The organism is Vibrio hyugaensis, assembly GCF_002906655.1.
GTDB classification, from domain to species: domain Bacteria; phylum Pseudomonadota; class Gammaproteobacteria; order Enterobacterales; family Vibrionaceae; genus Vibrio; species Vibrio hyugaensis.
This window is the reverse complement of sequence record NZ_CP025794.1, coordinates 2,367,768-2,383,077: the sequence shown is the minus strand read 5'-3', so window position 1 is coordinate 2,383,077 and position 15,310 is coordinate 2,367,768. Positions and strand designations below refer to the sequence as shown.

General features: G+C 46.2%; 13 protein-coding genes. 5 read left to right on the top strand and 8 right to left on the bottom strand.

The window, feature by feature from the left end:
• Positions 1 to 115 precede the first annotated feature (115 nt).
• A complete protein-coding gene (gene purD, locus C1S74_RS11765) occupies positions 116 to 1,405 on the top strand; it encodes a phosphoribosylamine--glycine ligase (RefSeq protein ID WP_045399211.1) in 1,290 nt (429 codons plus the stop codon).
• A gap of 85 nt (positions 1,406 to 1,490) precedes the next feature.
• On the opposite strand, the gene C1S74_RS11760 is transcribed toward purD, so the two are convergent.
• Positions 1,491 to 2,189: a DUF1481 domain-containing protein gene (locus C1S74_RS11760; RefSeq protein ID WP_045399209.1), complete on the bottom strand. Its 699-nt coding sequence runs from the start codon at positions 2,187 to 2,189 to the stop codon at positions 1,491 to 1,493.
• Between the two features lie 39 nt (positions 2,190 to 2,228).
• Positions 2,229 to 2,501 (bottom strand): nucleoid-associated protein HU-alpha, encoded by a 273-nt coding sequence (gene hupA / locus C1S74_RS11755; RefSeq protein ID WP_005433627.1) that lies wholly within the window; start codon positions 2,499 to 2,501, stop codon positions 2,229 to 2,231.
• A 253-nt stretch (positions 2,502 to 2,754) separates the two neighbouring features.
• Between hupA and C1S74_RS11750 the strand changes: the two genes are divergently transcribed.
• Complete coding sequence (locus tag C1S74_RS11750; protein ID WP_045399208.1) at positions 2,755 to 3,888, top strand: CNNM domain-containing protein; 1,134 nt, start codon at positions 2,755 to 2,757, stop codon at positions 3,886 to 3,888.
• Positions 3,889 to 3,973: 85 nt separating this feature from the next.
• Here the strand turns inward: C1S74_RS11750 and C1S74_RS11745 are convergent, their stop codons facing one another.
• Complete coding sequence (locus C1S74_RS11745) at positions 3,974 to 4,561, bottom strand: YjaG family protein (RefSeq protein WP_045399206.1); 588 nt, start codon at positions 4,559 to 4,561, stop codon at positions 3,974 to 3,976.
• Between the two features lie 66 nt (positions 4,562 to 4,627).
• On the opposite strand from C1S74_RS11745, the gene C1S74_RS11740 reads away from it, so the two are divergent.
• Together C1S74_RS11740 and C1S74_RS11735 are read left to right on the top strand one after the other, a co-directional pair.
• A complete protein-coding gene (locus C1S74_RS11740) occupies positions 4,628 to 5,551 on the top strand; it encodes a D-2-hydroxyacid dehydrogenase (protein ID WP_045399205.1) in 924 nt (307 codons plus the stop codon).
• Between the two features lie 7 nt (positions 5,552 to 5,558).
• On the top strand, positions 5,559 to 6,131 hold the full coding sequence (locus tag C1S74_RS11735; protein ID WP_045399203.1) for a uracil-DNA glycosylase family protein: 573 nt from the start codon (positions 5,559 to 5,561) through the stop codon (positions 6,129 to 6,131).
• Positions 6,132 to 6,351: 220 nt separating this feature from the next.
• Here the strand turns inward: C1S74_RS11735 and hemE are convergent, their stop codons facing one another.
• The 4 genes from hemE to nudC form a co-directional block, all read right to left on the bottom strand.
• Positions 6,352 to 7,419: a uroporphyrinogen decarboxylase gene (hemE, locus tag C1S74_RS11730; RefSeq protein ID WP_045399200.1), complete on the bottom strand. Its 1,068-nt coding sequence runs from the start codon at positions 7,417 to 7,419 to the stop codon at positions 6,352 to 6,354.
• A gap of 303 nt (positions 7,420 to 7,722) precedes the next feature.
• Positions 7,723 to 8,466, bottom strand: coding sequence for a hypothetical protein (locus C1S74_RS11725; RefSeq protein ID WP_045399199.1), 744 nt, complete (start codon positions 8,464 to 8,466; stop codon positions 7,723 to 7,725).
• Positions 8,467 to 8,470: 4 nt separating this feature from the next.
• On the bottom strand, positions 8,471 to 8,962 hold the full coding sequence (locus C1S74_RS11720) for a hypothetical protein (RefSeq protein WP_045399197.1): 492 nt from the start codon (positions 8,960 to 8,962) through the stop codon (positions 8,471 to 8,473).
• Between the two features lie 121 nt (positions 8,963 to 9,083).
• On the bottom strand, positions 9,084 to 9,866 hold the full coding sequence (nudC, locus tag C1S74_RS11715) for an NAD(+) diphosphatase (RefSeq protein ID WP_045399196.1): 783 nt from the start codon (positions 9,864 to 9,866) through the stop codon (positions 9,084 to 9,086).
• Positions 9,867 to 10,044: 178 nt separating this feature from the next.
• Between nudC and C1S74_RS11710 the strand changes: the two genes are divergently transcribed.
• Complete coding sequence (locus C1S74_RS11710) at positions 10,045 to 10,536, top strand: Rsd/AlgQ family anti-sigma factor (RefSeq protein ID WP_038873422.1); 492 nt, start codon at positions 10,045 to 10,047, stop codon at positions 10,534 to 10,536.
• Between the two features lie 540 nt (positions 10,537 to 11,076).
• On the opposite strand, the gene rpoC is transcribed toward C1S74_RS11710, so the two are convergent.
• Positions 11,077 to 15,279: a DNA-directed RNA polymerase subunit beta' gene (gene rpoC / locus C1S74_RS11705; RefSeq protein WP_045399193.1), complete on the bottom strand. Its 4,203-nt coding sequence runs from the start codon at positions 15,277 to 15,279 to the stop codon at positions 11,077 to 11,079.
• Positions 15,280 to 15,310 lie beyond the last annotated feature (31 nt).

Below are 15,310 nucleotides of genomic sequence, written 5' to 3'. Positions count from 1 at the left end.
GTTTTTGGTCCTCCCCCTTAATAAGGGGGAGTTAGAGGGGGTCTGTTGTACGCACACGACTTACCCCTCCCAACCTCCCCTTAATAAGGGGAGGAGCGAAATCAAAGGAAATATTATGAATATTCTTATCATTGGTTCAGGTGGTCGTGAACACGCACTAGGTTGGAAAGCGGCACAAAACCCAAATGTTGAGACTATCTTCGTGGCTCCAGGTAACGCAGGTACAGCACTAGAGCCTAAACTAGAGAACGTAAACATCGCAGTAGAAGACATCGCAGGGTTGGTTGCTTTTGCAAAAGAGAAAGCGATTGAGCTAACCATTGTTGGTCCTGAAGCGCCACTGGTTATCGGTGTGGTTGATGCTTTCCGTGAAGCAGGCCTGCCAATCTTCGGCCCAACACAAGCAGCAGCGCAGCTTGAAGGATCTAAAGCGTTTACTAAAGATTTCCTTGCTCGTCACCAAATCCCAACGGGTGCATACGCGAACTTCACTGAAATCGAACCAGCACTTGCTTACGTTCGTGAACAAGGTGCGCCGATTGTTGTAAAGGCCGACGGCCTTGCTGCTGGTAAAGGCGTGATTGTAGCGATGACACTAGAAGAAGCTGAAGACGCAATCAAAGACATGCTAGCAGGCAACGCATTTGGTGATGCAGGCAGCCGCGTGGTTATCGAAGAATTCCTAGATGGTGAAGAAGCAAGCTTCATCGTTATGGTCGATGGTGAGAACGTCTTACCAATGGCCACCAGCCAAGACCATAAACGCGTAGGCGACAAAGACACTGGTCCTAACACCGGTGGCATGGGTGCATACTCTCCAGCTCCAGTGGTGACACAGGAAATCCACAACCGCATTATGGAAGAAGTGATTTACCCAACGGTACGTGGTATGGCTTCTGAAGGTACCCCTTACACTGGTTTCCTATACGCGGGTCTGATGATCGATGCAGATGGCACTCCGAAAGTGATCGAGTACAACTGCCGCTTCGGTGATCCTGAGACGCAACCAATCATGATGCGTATGGAATCGGATCTTGTTGAACTTTGCCTTGCAGCAATCGACGAAAAATTGGATCAAGTAGAATCAAATTGGGATCCTCGCGCCTCTATCGGTATCGTGCTAGCGGCCGGCGGCTACCCAGCGGCTTACAACAAAGGCGATATCATTTCTGGTCTACCTCAAGTTGAAATTGAAGGCGAGAAAGTCTTTCATGCAGGCACGGGTAACAAAGATGGCGACATCGTGACAAACGGTGGCCGTGTTCTTTGTGCGACCGCACTTGGCAACAGCGTATCAGAAGCACAACAACGCGCTTATGAGCTTGCTAAACCAATCAGTTGGGATGGCGTATTCCATCGCAACGATATCGGCTACCGTGCGATTGCACGTGAGCAAGAAAAATAAAAACAACTTCAGTTGGCTAAAAAGACAAAAGGCGCATTCAGCGCCTTTTTTATTATGTTTTTATCGAGAGAGTTCGAAGCTACGTTTATTCCGAAATCAACTTTGGTCGTGGTACGCAATCAAAGTCATCATCATTGAGCATCAGCAATTTGTCGACGGTTGCCGTACTACGGGACTCCTTACCGATGAATGCAATGTAACTGTCCACTGACGCTAACCTATCAATCACAAACTTAGGCAGGGTCTGGTTAAATTCCAATGTAGCAAACTCACGCCCTTTGCAGGTTTCGAACGTTTCCCCATCCCAATAACCTTGGATTAGGTTCTGACCATCTCGGGATTGTTTCTTAATCGAAGCCACCATGTCATTTGCTTCTTTCTTGTAACGTTCGAGTTGATCTCGCTGTAAAGGTAGCACTTTCCCATTCACACGGTATTGCTGATAAATCGCATCACCATCTTTATTGAATCGAATGTGGATTTGAAAAGGCACCAATCCTTGTTTGGCATCGAGTTGCTCACCTTTTCGAATCAACTCTCTGAGCTCACCGTCATCCCAACGATAATCACTCTGATAAGAGCCATAGTCACCCATAGTAACGTAGTCAGCTGCAGTACTAACGCGCGTAAGACGCTCTGTCATCCAATATAAACTGGTGGCATCACCCATGATTTTCCCGCCAGAGAAATGGGTAAATTGTTCAAGGTTTGGGGTTTCTACAGAAGCACAGCCAAAAAGAGTCAGGCTAGATAAGAGGAGTGAAGTGAGTAGATGTTTTTTCATGAAATTGCACCGAGGCAGAATACCTCGGTGCATTTTAACTTAGTTTACTGATTCTTTCAGCGCTTTACCTGCTACGAATGCAGGTACGTTAGCCGCTGCGATTTGAATCTCGTCACCAGTCTTAGGGTTACGACCAGTACGTGCAGCGCGGTGGTTCACTTTGAATGTACCAAAACCAATTAGTTGAACTTGGTCACCCTCTTTAAGAGCGCCTGTTACACCCTCAAGAGTTGCTTCAAGAGCAGCTTTAGCTTGTGCTTTAGATAGATCTGCTTTCTCTGCGATAAAGTCGATTAATTGGGTCTTGTTCATTAGGTTTCCCTTCTCATATGTTATCGAATTCAACTCACTCTAAAACATAAATGCCCCATCTGGCAAAGGTTTGTAAGCGATCTTTCGATTTTCTGACGTAGTTTTAGCCATAATATGAGTAATAACTCACAATTTGTTACTACTTGCGCGATGAAAGCACTTGCTTTCTAATGCAATAAGATCGATTTATAAGGCACTTTTGCGGTTATAATCGCTGCAAATACCAACTATCACATTACATTCAAGGGCAACTATGCTGCTGTTATCCATTTATATCTCTATTGCTATCGGCATTTCGTTTATCTGTTCGGTACTGGAGGCGGTACTACTGAGTATCAGTCCGAGCTACATTGCACAGCTCAGACAGCAGGGGCACCCAGCTTCAGCTCAGCTAGAAAAACTGAAGTCGGACATCGACCGTCCATTGGCTTCAATCCTGACGTTAAACACTATTGCTCATACTATTGGTGCAGCAACGGCAGGTGCACAAGCGGCAGTTGTGTTTGGTAGCGAAGCGCTTGGTATCTTCTCTGCGGTCCTGACTTTAGCAATTCTTGTACTTTCAGAAATCGTACCTAAAACGATTGGTGCAACCTACTGGCGTCAATTAGCGCCAGCAGCAGCCGTATCGCTACGTTGGATGGTTTGGGCACTGACACCATTCGTGTGGTTCTCAGAGCAGATTACAAAGCGTTTAGCACGCAACCACGAAGCACCAAAGATGCGTGATGAATTATCCGCAATGGCGATTCTTGCAAAAGAAAGTGGCGAGTTCGCAGAAGGCGAATCAAAAATTCTGAGTAACCTACTTGGTATTCAAGATGTACCCGTGACTCAAGTCATGACACCTCGCCCAGTCGTGTTCCGTGTGGATGCTACGATGTCGATTAATGAGTTTCTTGATAAACACAAAGAAACACCGTTCTCTCGCCCTCTGGTTTACAGTGAACAAACGGACAATATTGTTGGCTTCGTTCACCGCTTAGAACTGTTCAAGCTGCAACAATCTGGCAATGGTGAAAAGCAACTTGGTGCCGTTATGCGTCCTATCCAAGTCGTACTAAACAATACCACTTTACCTAAAGTGTTCGACCAGATGATGAGCCACCGTCTACAACTGGCTTTAGTTGTCGATGAGTACGGCACAATTCAAGGTCTAGTGACACTTGAAGATATCTTTGAGCACCTATTGGGTGAAGAGATCATCGACGAAGCGGATAAGAGCACAGACATGCAGGAGCTAGCTTATCAACGCTGGGAAAACTGGAAAGAGAAGCACGGCGTGATTGAAAGCCGTGACGACGATGAAGAGGAAGAAGAGCTGGAGAAAGCAGAGAAAGAATCTGAAACTCAAACGCCAAACAAACCAGACTCTAAAGACGCTTAATCGTCAATACTAGACAGAAACACAAACAAAAAGGCATCCAACTGGATGCCTTTTTTACGTATTTCGGAGCAAGAAAAGTCGCAAATTAAAGCGCGATGCCGATGTTGCTCACAGCTTCTTCACGTAACTCTTCACGCAAATCTTTAATCAAGCTGATATCGCGCTCTACCGCTTCACGTAGTGGACGGAAGATGGCCCACTGAACATCCCACTCTTCACATACGGCTTCGTTTTCTTTCTGATTGTCGTTAGTGATTGGCTCTGCACCTTGCGCTTGCTCTAGATCAGCAACAGTTTGTACCGATTGTTGGCTCACTTTAAGCATTGAATCGAAAAGGTAGTCGCGATCCAACAGACCATGCAGCAATGTCGACAAGCTCTGACATGCATCCATTGCTGGATAAACAGCGTAAAAATCGAATTCATCCGCACTTGGAAACAACTCTTCTAACTTCTCTAATTGACGTTCGAAGTTAATTTTCGCGTTCTTAACCGTCAGAATTTCCCATACACTATCAAGAATCGCTCGGTAAGCACGTGGCTCAGCAAATTCTGTATTCTCACAAAACATCGCATAGTTTGGATACATGCGTTCACACAGACACGCCATGAAGGTAATTTGTTGCCAAGGTTCTAGTTTTTCCAAACGAACCTGAAGAGGATTCTTAAGCATAGTCACTCAATCATTGAAGAAAAAATCAGCGAAAGTGTACTTGATTCATCACAGGGAAAAAAGTTAATGCAGCATCCAAATCAGATTTTCCTGCTCTCTGAGCATCGCGACACCTACGAAACATTACTAGCGGACAAAAATCTGCCCGATCTGGCCATCACAAACAAACCTCAAGATGCTCAGATCGTACTGGCGGATCCACCATTACTATCACAAAGGTTAGACGAGTTTTCACAGCTTGAGTGGGTGCAATCGACATTTGCTGGGGTGAATGCTCTGATGATGCCGAATCTGCGCCGGGATTATGCCCTGACTAATGTTCGCGGTATTTTTGGGCCATTGATTGCCGAATACGTGATTGGCTATAGCATTGCTCACTTCCGTCACTTCATGCAATACCACCAGCAGCAACAGAGCAAGCAATGGCAGCCGCATCTGTATACCTCGCTACAAAGCAAAACCATGGTGATTCTCGGCACCGGCAGCATCGGCAGTCATTTGGGTAAAACGGCACAATTGATGGGCATGAAAACCGTAGGAATCAATCGTACTGGTATCCCTACTTCTGGCGGCGAATTCAATCAAACTTTTCATATCAATGAACTCGCTAGCGCCTTTCACCAAGCGGATATCGTGGTGAATACGCTCCCGAGCACGCCAGAGACGCAACGTTTGCTCAATAGTCAGGTGCTAAGCCATCTGAATCTGGCATTGTTATTTAATGTTGGAAGAGGCGATGTGATTGATGATGCGGGTCTGTTGCTCGCACTAAAAAATCGTTGGGTGGAACATGCTTTTCTCGATGTGTTTGAACAAGAGCCACTTTCACCGCAACATCCGTTTTGGAAACTTCCGCAAGTAACCATCACACCCCACATCGCAGCATTGAGTTTTCCTGAGCAAGTGGTCGACATTTTTGCAGACAACTACTTGAGTTGGCGAGACGGTTTCTCTCTTAATAATCAGGTCGATTTCGATAAAGGGTATTGAGCGCCTTATGTCTTTAGAAACATTGCTACAACAAGTGCGAGCTTGCCAGATTTGTGCGGATGATTTGCCTTTAGGCGCAAACCCTGTCGTACAAGCCGCAAAAGACGCACGCATCCTAATCATCGGACAAGCGCCGGGGACACGTGTGCACAAAACCTCGATACCTTGGAACGATCCAAGCGGCGATCGGTTACGTCAATGGCTCGATATCGACAAAGACACTTTCTACGATCCAAACAAAATAGCCATTGTCCCGATGGGCTTCTGCTATCCAGGCAAGGGTAGCTCTGGCGATTTGCCTCCTCGCAAAGAGTGTGCGCCCGCTTGGCATAAAAAGATTCTTGAGCAGTTGCCCAATATAGAGCTGACGCTACTGATTGGTCAGTACTCACAACAGTACTACCTCACAAACAAACCAAAGACACTCACGCAAACCGTTCAACAATGGCAGGATTGGGAACCGGACTTTATCCCGCTTCCTCACCCCTCTCCACGCAACACATTATGGCTAAAGAAGAATCCTTGGTTTGAATCTGACGTCGTGCCATACCTTAAAAAACGTGTTCATTCGATGCTTTAGGTTACCCATGATCTAATTGCTTGTTTATCTGTACAAGAAAATTAGCGCACAAGAGCCATGATCATAAGCCGTTGTTTATAATAAACTTTAATGTCTAACGTACAGTTTAAATAGCAATTAGATCATGGTAGACCAAATACTAACAGAGCTGTACAGCCTTGAGTTTCAGATAAAAAAATACCGGCACTGATTGCCGGTATTTGATTTCAAAAAGTCGAATTTACTTGTGGTACGGCTTAGATAGATCGTGTACCGCTTCCACAAATACGCCCGCGTTTTCTGGCGGCACATCCAAATGGATACCGTGGCCTAAGTTGAACACGTGACCAGTACCTGCATCGCCAAAGCCTTCTAGAATACCCGCTACTTCTTCACGGATACGCTCTGGTGAAGCGTAAAGCATTGATGGGTCCATGTTACCTTGTAGAGCCACTTTATCGCCGATACGCGCTTTCGCGTCTGCAATGTTGATTGTCCAGTCTAGACCTACCGCATCACAGCCCGTTGCTGCGATTTGCTCAAGCCACATACCACCGTTCTTAGTGAACAGCGTTACTGGTACGCGACGACCGTCGTTTTCACGAATCAGACCATCTACAATCTTGTGCATGTATTGCAGTGAGAACAGGTTGTAGTCACGAGGAGTCAGTACACCACCCCATGTATCAAATACCATCACCGACTGTGCACCCGCTTTAATTTGCGCGTTTAGGTACTCGATAACGCTGTCTGCTAGCTTATCTAGAAGTAGGTGCAGAGTTTGTGGTTCTGCGTACATCATCTTCTTGATCTTAGTGAACGCTTTAGAGCTACCACCTTCAACCATGTAAGTCGCCAGTGTCCATGGGCTACCAGAGAAGCCAATCAGTGGAACGTCACCGTTCAAGTCTTTGCGGATTTGACGCACTGCGTTCATTACGTATTGCAGCTCACCTTCTGGATCTGGCAGGCCGATCTTTTCTACGTCTGCTTTGCAAGTGATAGGCTTATCGAAAACCGGACCTTCACCCGCAGCAAAGCGAAGTTCTAAGCCCATTGCATCTGGGATAGTTAGGATGTCAGAGAACAAGATCGCTGCATCAAGAGGAAAACGGCGTAGTGGTTGAAGCGTTACTTCTGACGCCAACTCCGCGTTTTTACACAAAGACATGAAATCGCCCGCTTGCGCACGAGTTGCTTTGTACTCTGGTAGGTAACGACCTGCCTGACGCATCATCCATACTGGCGTGTAATCTACTGGCTCTTTTAGAAGGGCACGCAGATAACGATCATTTTTTAATTCAGTCATTCCGTAATTCCAATTGTTAGGCTTTCTTTGAAAGGGGGTATTCTATCACTGATTTAAGGCCAATAGCTGTGTGCTTTGCAACCTGGATCAAGTTATTAACTTTTAAATCAGTGCTTAATTTGCACCCAGTCGGTATCAGTGTTAAAAATTTGTTCGCTAGCGAAAACTACAATTATAAACTGAGTACTCGGTACTCAGCATCTCATAACGACATCTTACTTACCCCCTCCCTCTCGGAGGGTTTTTTTTATCTATTTTTCAATGAATTAAAAAGCCACCTTGCGGTGGCTTCGTATCCCTCAATCATGATTGGCAAACTTTTTTCATGACCCCTTCTACGTATCCTTTAGACAGGTAGGTCGGACACAATGTCTCCCGGACCGATTGAGATTCAATAATATAATTCTCAAAGTTTGTTAGTACCGTGTTAGCACAACCATCTGTTGCCACTTCTTTCGCCAAAGCAAACTGAGAATTACTTGGTCTATCAAGCGTATACAGCAGCGCGTTCGAAACCTTTTCATTTTCACAGTACTCTGGAGATTGCTTGATTGCAGCGGCATAAAAAGGAACAGCCAGAGACTTAGATACATTCTGAAAAACCTTCGTACCCTCTTCAAAGCTCACATTGCCCGCTGGAGAAAGCTCAACCAGTAGCTGCCCGTAGCTCTCGACACATCCTTCCATCGAATACTTGATACAAGATTGCGCTGCTGGAACTAAGGTTTTTACGAAACTTTGGGTAAAGTCATTGGATTCAGACAGAAACGCATACTCAGCAAGTAACTGCTGACCTAGACCAATTGCGCTATCCGCCGCCCCAGAAGAGACATAATTATTGAAAGCGCCGGTCGCAGCATCTGCCACAAGCGATTGCCATGCATCGTCTCGCTTTGATGGACGAATATCGTTAGCATGATAGAGCAACTCATTCCAACTTTGCGCTTTATGAAGAGCCGCTAAATCCTCCATAGAGTAACGTTCTTCAGCCGCATAAGCTGAAAAGCTCGATGCCACGGCAACCAAAGGTAATAATATTTTGTTCATTACCTTAGTTCCACGCTTGCTTTAGGTATTTCAGGGTTGAAGAGTCGTACGCCGCATTAGGGTTCAAAGCAACGTTAAGAACGCTGCCGCCATCATCAAGAGAGAACCCCGCTTTACGCGCCTCCACTGAATCTTGACCAACAAATTGGATTTGCTGAACTTTTTGGAATTCTTCTTTGTAAAGCGCGGCGTGTTCAGTCGTCGTACATAGCTTAACCATATCGTCATAGATGTTGTTGATTAAGCTACCAATCCAACCTGTGGTTTTTACTTCATCTAAACGGGCTTCTGCAAAGTCATAATCATCCCACGCAGCCCAATCAAAGCTCGTTTCTAGAACTTCATTACCACAAGCGGTTTGTACTTTTGCGACGTTTTCCGTCATCGTTTTTTCGGTCAACATGCGCTTCGCTTTAACTTCAATACTTGCCTGTGCCGAAACACTCACCAAAGAGAAAGACGCAATACCTAGCCATAACGCTGATCTGTATTTCATTAGACATACTCCTTTATTAATCATTGTGTCATTACAGAATTCTGTGCTAGGTCAGTCTAACAACCCCTTTTGTCTCAAAAGTGATTCTACATTTCCCTTTCATCGCTTTACGAGTAGGCTCTCAAGCCTGCTGAATATCACTAATTGTTTGCTCAATTAATGCTCGTGCGATCGTCCCTTTTGGCGCAACAGGTGGCATCTCATCAGTTCCAAACCATTGCGCATCTGCCAGTTCAGTGTAATCAGGGTTTAACTCACCTGAATCGTAATCGGCCAAGAACGCCATCATCATGCTAGATGGAAATGCCCAAGGTTGACTGCCAAAATAACGAATGTTTTTTACGTGTACGCCCGTTTCTTCGTGCACTTCACGAGCCACGCATTCTTCTAAGGTTTCACCCACCTCTAAAAAGCCCGCAATGACGGTGTACATGCCGTTTCTGTGGCGAGGGTGCTGAGCCAATAAGATCTGGTTACCTTTGCGCACAGCAACAATGATGCACGGGAAGATACGCGGATAGTGTAAGGTACGGCACTCACCACACTGCATTGCCAATTGATTGTTGTTGAGGAAGTTACGCCCGCCACATTGAGGGCAAAAGCGCAGGCTTTGTGTCATGTGGCCATATTGAATCGCTTTACTAATCAGCAAGAAAAGCGCCTCTGGGAAATGGAGACAATCACGCAAAGACACAAGCTCTAAATCATGGTCTAAATCACACAGGTTTATCCATATGACTGGGGCACCTTGGTACTCACCAATTTGCCTTGCACTCGCCTCTGGCAGTGAGAACTGCTCTGCATTACCAAATGGAATAGCACCATCCACCAGCCAGATATCACTTCCTGAGACAACGCACCAATAGGCGTTTTTCGTACGGTTAACTTCATCTTTTCTTAACATTACAGCGTCCCTTTGCTTGAAGTTCATCCATTTTACTGGCAATCTAATTTCATACCAGAGTTTGTTGTTCGTGAGATTTGCAACTATAAATTCTAGTAAGGACAAGAGTTTGTAATCACTTTACTAACTTTGCTTTGCAAAGGATACGTTCGCCAATGGGCGATCAGATCATGAGGGCATGGTCATGCTAAAAAAATTCAAACAAACACAGGACCAATGGGGTGGCTCAAGTGAGGTCATTGATCATTGGCTGGAAACAAGACAGTCTTTGATTGTCGAATATTGTAAGCTTGCAGCACTGCAACCTTGTTCGAAAACGAACGTTATTGAACTTCCTTCTCCAGACGAATTACAGCACTTCTGCCAACATCTCGTTGACTATATCTCCGAAGGCCATTTCAAGATATACGACATGGTCATGGATAAATGGAAAGCTACTGGCTTTGTCGCTACTGATGAAATTAATCAGGCTTACGCGAAGATAGTTCTAACTACCGAACCGCTTCTTAACTTTACCGATAAATACTCTGATGTTTCAGCCGAAGATGAACTGGCCGATTTCGATTCAGATATGTCTCTGATTGGAGAAATTATCGAAACGCGCTTTGCGGTAGAGGATCACTTGATTCAGTTGATTGCCGACAGTTTAGCTATGCCGCCTGGCGCATAGCGAGAAGATTTTTGATTCGGGATTCGGGATTCGGGATTCGGGATTCGGGATTCGGGATTCGGGATTCGGGATTCGGGATTCGGGATTCGGGATTCGGGATTCGGGATTCGGGATTCGGGATTCGGGATTCGGGATTCGGGATTCGGGATTCGGGATTCGGGATTCGGGATTCGGGATTCGGGATTCGGGATTCGGGATTCGGGATTCGGGATTCGGGATTCGGGATTCGGGATTCGGGATTCGGGATTCGGGATTCGGGATTCGGATTCGGGATTCGGGATTCGGGATTCGGGATTCGGGATTCGGGATTCGGGATCGGATTCGGGATTCGGGATTCGGGATTCGGGATTCATTTTGTCTTTTTAGGAACAAGTCCTGTCAACGCCCTCTTAGTCAAAATAATTTTCACGACTCTCCCAAGGCACAGTTCTCGATTTTGTAAGCGAAGCATTCCCGCATCTCGAAGCGCAGCGTTCTAACCTCTACTTCCAAGAACAAAAAAGGCACCCGAGGGTGCCTTTTCTTTTAAGCTCTTAACGATTACTCGTCAGAAGAGAAGCCTGCGTTTAGAAGTGCAGCTAGGTTATCTGTTGCTTGTTCAGCAGATGGACCTTCTTGCGCTTCAGCACGTTTAGCTTGACGATCTTGGTGGTATGCGAAACCAGTACCAGCTGGGATCAGACGACCAACAATTACGTTCTCTTTCAGACCACGTAGGTCATCACGCTTACCAGAAACCGCAGCTTCTGTTAGTACGCGAGTTGTCTCCTGGAACGATGCCGCAGAGATGAATGACTCAGTCGCTAGAGATGCCTTAGTGATACCTAGTAGCTCACGCTCGAAACGTGCTGGCTCTTTGCCTTCAGCTTCTAGGTTACGGTTAGAAATCTTAACTTGTGAGTATTCAACTTGCTCGCCAGGTAGGAACTCAGAGTCACCTGCGTGAGTAATTGTACACTTACGTAGCATTTGACGAACGATAGTCTCGATGTGCTTATCGTTAATCTTAACGCCTTGTAGACGGTAAACTTCTTGTACTTCGTTAGCGATGTACTGAGTTACAGCGTGTACGCCACGTAGACGTAGAATGTCATGTGGAGACTCTGGACCATCTGCGATCACGTCACCACGTTCAACACGCTCACCTTCAAATACGTTCAACTGACGATGCTTAGGAATCATCTCTTCGTAAGCGTCACCGCCGTCACGAGTGATTACTAGACGACGTTTACCTTTCGTCTCTTTACCGAAGCTCACAGTACCTGTGTGCTCAGCAAGAATCGCAGGCTCTTTAGGCTTACGAGCTTCGAATAGGTCAGCTACGCGTGGTAGACCACCGGTGATATCTTTGTTACCGCCAGATTTCTGAGGGATACGTGAAAGTGTATCACCCACACCTACTTCTGCGCCGTCTTCGATGTTTACAATCGCTTTACCAGGTAGGAAGTAGTGAGCTGGCATTTCGGTACCAGGGATCATTACGTCGTTACCTTGCTCATCAACAAGTTTGATAGCTGGACGCATATCTTTACCTGCTGCTGGGCGAGCTGCTGGATCAGTTACTTCGCTTGAAGATAGACCTGTTAGGTCATCTGTCTGACGAGAAACTGTAACACCGTCGATCATGTCTACGAACTGGATGCGACCTGCCACTTCAGTGATGATTGGCATAGTGTGCGCTTCCCAGTTAGCAACAACTTCACCAGCTGTTACTGCATCGTTGTCCGCTTTGCTTAGCATCGAACCGTAAGGAAGTTTGTGCTTCTCTTTAGTACGACCGAACTCATCAATGATAGTTAGCTCAGATGCACGAGACGTGATTACTAGCTTCTTATCTTTGTTGATTACGAACTTAGCGTTGTGCAGTTTAACTGTACCAGTTGTCTTCGCTTGGATGCTGTTCTCTGCTGCTGCAGTAGATGCCGCACCACCGATGTGGAACGTACGCATCGTAAGCTGTGTACCCGGTTCACCGATAGACTGAGCAGCGATAACACCTACTGCTTCACCTTGGTTCACTAGGTGACCACGTGCTAGGTCACGACCGTAACACTGTGCACAACAACCGAAGTCAGAGTCACAGGTAACAACAGAGCGTACGCGCATGCTGTCTACAGAGTTCTCTTCCATGATCTGACACCACTTCTCATCAATTAGAGTGTTACGTGGGATCAGAACATCTTCTGTACCTGGCTTAAGAACGTCTTCAGCTACTACACGACCTAGCGCTAGCTCAGTTAGTGCAACTTTAACATCACCACCCTCGATGTGAGGCATCATGTCAACACCCTCGTGAGTGCCACAGTCATGTTCAGTTACAACAACGTCTTGAGCAACGTCTACTAGACGACGAGTTAGGTAACCCGAGTTCGCTGTTTTCAGTGCCGTATCCGCAAGACCCTTACGAGCACCGTGCGTTGAGATAAAGTACTGAAGTACGTTTAGACCTTCTTTAAAGTTCGCAGTGATCGGCGTTTCGATGATTGAACCATCTGGACGCGCCATCAGACCACGCATACCCGCTAGCTGACGAATCTGTGCAGCAGAACCACGAGCGCCCGAGTCAGCCATCATGTAGATGCTGTTAAACGATTCTTGTTGCTCTTCTTCACCGTCACGGTTAACTACCGTTTCAGATGAAAGGTTTGCCATCATCGCTTTTGCTACGCGATCGTTGGTCGATGCCCAGATATCGATCACTTTGTTGTAGCGCTCGCCCGCAGTAACAAGACCAGATTGGTATTGTTCCTGGATTTCACGTACTTCTTCTTCCGCTTCTGCGATTTCAGTGTACTTAGCTGGCGGTACAACCATGTCGTCGATACCAACAGATACACCAGATAGTGCCGCGTATGCGAAACCGGTGTACATGATTTGGTCAGCGAAGATTACTGTATCTTTAAGACCAAGCTTACGGTATGCCTCGTTAAGTAGGTTAGAGATCTGTTTCTTACCTAGCTTTTGGTTAACGATGCTGTACGGTAGGCCCGATGGCACGATTTGCCATAGCATTGCACGACCGATAGTTGTATCAACCATCTTAGTCTCAGTAGTGCTGTTGCCATCTTCGTCTACAACTGTTTCTGTAATACGTACTTTAACGCGTGCGTGTAGCTCAGCGGTCTTAGTGCGGTATGCTTTCTCAGCCTCTGCAGGGCCAGAAAGGTACATGCCTTCACCTTTCACGTTGATCTTGTCACGAGTCATGTAGTAAAGACCCAATACAACGTCCTGAGAAGGTACGATGATCGGATCACCTGACGCTGGCGACAGAATGTTGTTTGTCGACATCATCAGAGTACGAGCTTCAAGCTGTGCTTCTAGAGTTAGAGGCACGTGAACCGCCATTTGGTCACCATCGAAGTCCGCGTTGTATGCCGCACACACTAGTGGGTGTAGCTGAATCGCTTTACCTTCGATTAGTACTGGTTCGAACGCCTGGATACCTAGACGGTGAAGTGTAGGTGCACGGTTCAACAGTACTGGGTGTTCACGGATTACTTCGTCTAGGATATCCCAAACGACTGCTTCTTCACGCTCTACCATTTTCTTAGCAGCTTTGATTGTAGTCGCAAGACCACGAGTCTCTAGCTTGCTGTAGATGAATGGTTTGAATAGCTCAAGTGCCATCTTCTTAGGAAGACCACACTGGTGTAGACGAAGGTATGGACCTACTGTGATTACAGAACGGCCAGAGTAGTCTACACGTTTACCTAGAAGGTTCTGACGGAAACGACCTTGCTTACCCTTGATCATATCAGCAAGAGATTTCAGAGGACGCTTGTTAGAACCTGTGATCGCACGACCACGACGACCGTTATCTAGTAGCGCATCAACAGACTCTTGCAGCATACGTTTTTCGTTACGTACGATGATGTCCGGAGCAGCTAGCTCTAGAAGACGCTTCAAACGGTTGTTACGGTTGATCACACGACGGTATAGGTCGTTCAGATCTGAAGTCGCAAAACGACCGCCATCTAGTGGTACTAGAGGACGTAGATCTGGCGGAAGAACTGGAAGTACAGTCAGGATCATCCACTCTGGGTTGTTGCCAGATTGAATAAACGCTTCTACCAGTTTCAGACGCTTAGTGACTTTCTTACGCTTAGTTTCAGAGTTAGTTGTTTCTAGCTCTTCGCGCATTTGTTCAGCTTCAGCGTGCATATCCATAGAACCTAGTAGGTCCTTGATAGCTTCTGCACCCATCTTAGCAGTGAACTCGTCGCCCCACTCTTCTAGACGATCCAGATACTCTTCTTCAGTAAGCATCTGAGATTTTTCTAGATCAGTCATACCTGGTTCAGTCACTACGTACATTTCGAAGTAAAGAACACGCTCGATATCACGTAGTGGGATATCCATTAGTAGACCGATACGAGACGGTAGCGATTTTAGGAACCAGATGTGAGCTACTGGTGATGCTAGCTCGATGTGGCCCATACGGTCACGACGAACTTTAGTTTGTGTAACTTCTACACCACACTTCTCACAGATAACACCACGGTGCTTCAGGCGCTTGTACTTACCACAAAGACATTCGTAGTCTTTAACTGGACCAAAGATACGCGCACAGAACAGACCATCGCGTTCAGGTTTGAACGTACGATAGTTGATCGTTTCAGGTTTTTTAACTTCACCGAAAGACCATGAACGGATCATGTCCGGAGAAGATAGACCGATTTTGATAGCATCAAATTCTTCGGTCTTATGCTGTGCTTTTAGAAAGTTTAATAAGTCTTTCACAATCAGCTCCTGTAAGGAGTTAAAAGGAGCT